Here is a 1,390-nt window from a genome sequence, read left to right as displayed (position 1 = left end):
CGGAAGATCCGATGATGAAGTCCGCTCCGGTTGAATATGTGAAGGTTTGCGCGACGCACGGCGTCGGCTTCTTCTACATTCCGGGTACGGACACCTGTATCCGCATCGGCGGCCGCGTGTCGTTCGCCACGGAGTTCGCGCAGTATCGCAATCTCGCGGCTGACAAGACGAACTTCATCGCCGCCGGCCGTATCCAGGTCGACGCCCGCACCGCGACCCAGTGGGGCACGCTGCGCACCTTCGTCCGTATGGACATCGCCAGCCGCACCGGCCAGCAGCACGGCGCCTCGGGCACCCTGCGCAACCATGGCCCGTCGAGCTTCAACGCCACCGGCGTCGACACCTACAACCGCGCGTACAAGTACGTTGAAATCGACAAGGCGTTCATCCAGTTCGCCGGCCTGACCGCTGGTCGCGCCACGTCGTTCTACGACTTCTACCAGACCGACATCGAGCTGACGAACTTCTCGATCACCTCGAATGCCTCGTCGACCAACCTGCTGGCCTACACCGCCAAGTTCGGCAACGGCTTCAGCGCCACGATCTCGATGGAAGACCCGACCTTCCGTCGTAACCCGCTGTTCTTCGGCGGCGTCAGCGGAACCAACCCGGCCACCGCTGCTGTCTCCGCTCCGTTCGTCGGCCTGAACGCTGGCGTCGCCAACGCTGGCCTGTGCACCAACGGCACGGTTGTCGGCTGCACGTTCACCACCCCGGTCTGGACGTTCAACGCCAACGGCCAGCGCGTCGGTTACGCGAACGTCGACATTTCCCAGCGTCTGAACGTTCCGGACTTCGTCGGTAACCTGCGCGTTGACCAGGGTTGGGGCTCCGCCCAGCTGTCGGTCGCCACGCACCAGATCGCTGTCGGCACGTTCTCCGGCGGCGCTGTCAACGGTGGCTACGCTGCCCGTCCGGACTCCAAGTTCGGCTACGCCATCCAGGGCGGCGTGAAGTTCAACCTGCCGTTCCTTGCTCCGGGCGACGCCCTGTGGCTGCAGGCTGCTTACGCCAAGGGCGCGATGTCCTACACCGGCATGTCGGCTCCGATCGGGCATGACAGCGCCCTTGAAGGCGGCATCGGCGGCGGCGGTCGCTTCGGCGTGTCGAAGATCGATGGCTACATTGATCCGACCACTGGCGACATCAAGACCACCACCACCTGGTCGGTTGCCGCGGCGTTCCTGCACTACTGGACCCCGCAGCTGCGTTCGGGCTTCGTGGCCACCTATGGCCAGCTGAAGTTCCCGTCCGGCGCCCGCGTCACGGGCCCGATGGGCAACATGTATGCCAACAACTCTGGCATCTACAGCCCGTACCTGCGTGACTACAACATGTTCGTCGGCCTGACGAACCTGGTCTGGTCGCCGGTCAAGGACCTCGATATCGG

At 64.4% G+C, this 1,390-nt stretch carries 1 protein-coding gene; it reads left to right on the top strand.

The window, feature by feature from the left end:
* Positions 1–11 precede the first annotated feature (11 nt).
* A partial coding sequence (locus ACERNI_RS16430; protein ID WP_448834325.1) for a porin occupies positions 12–1,390 on the top strand: 1,379 nt, incomplete at its 3' end.

It is taken from the genome of Camelimonas sp. ID_303_24, from assembly GCF_053543495.1.
The sequence above is the reverse complement of the archived record's forward strand: the minus strand, read 5'-3'. Positions and strand labels throughout refer to the sequence as shown.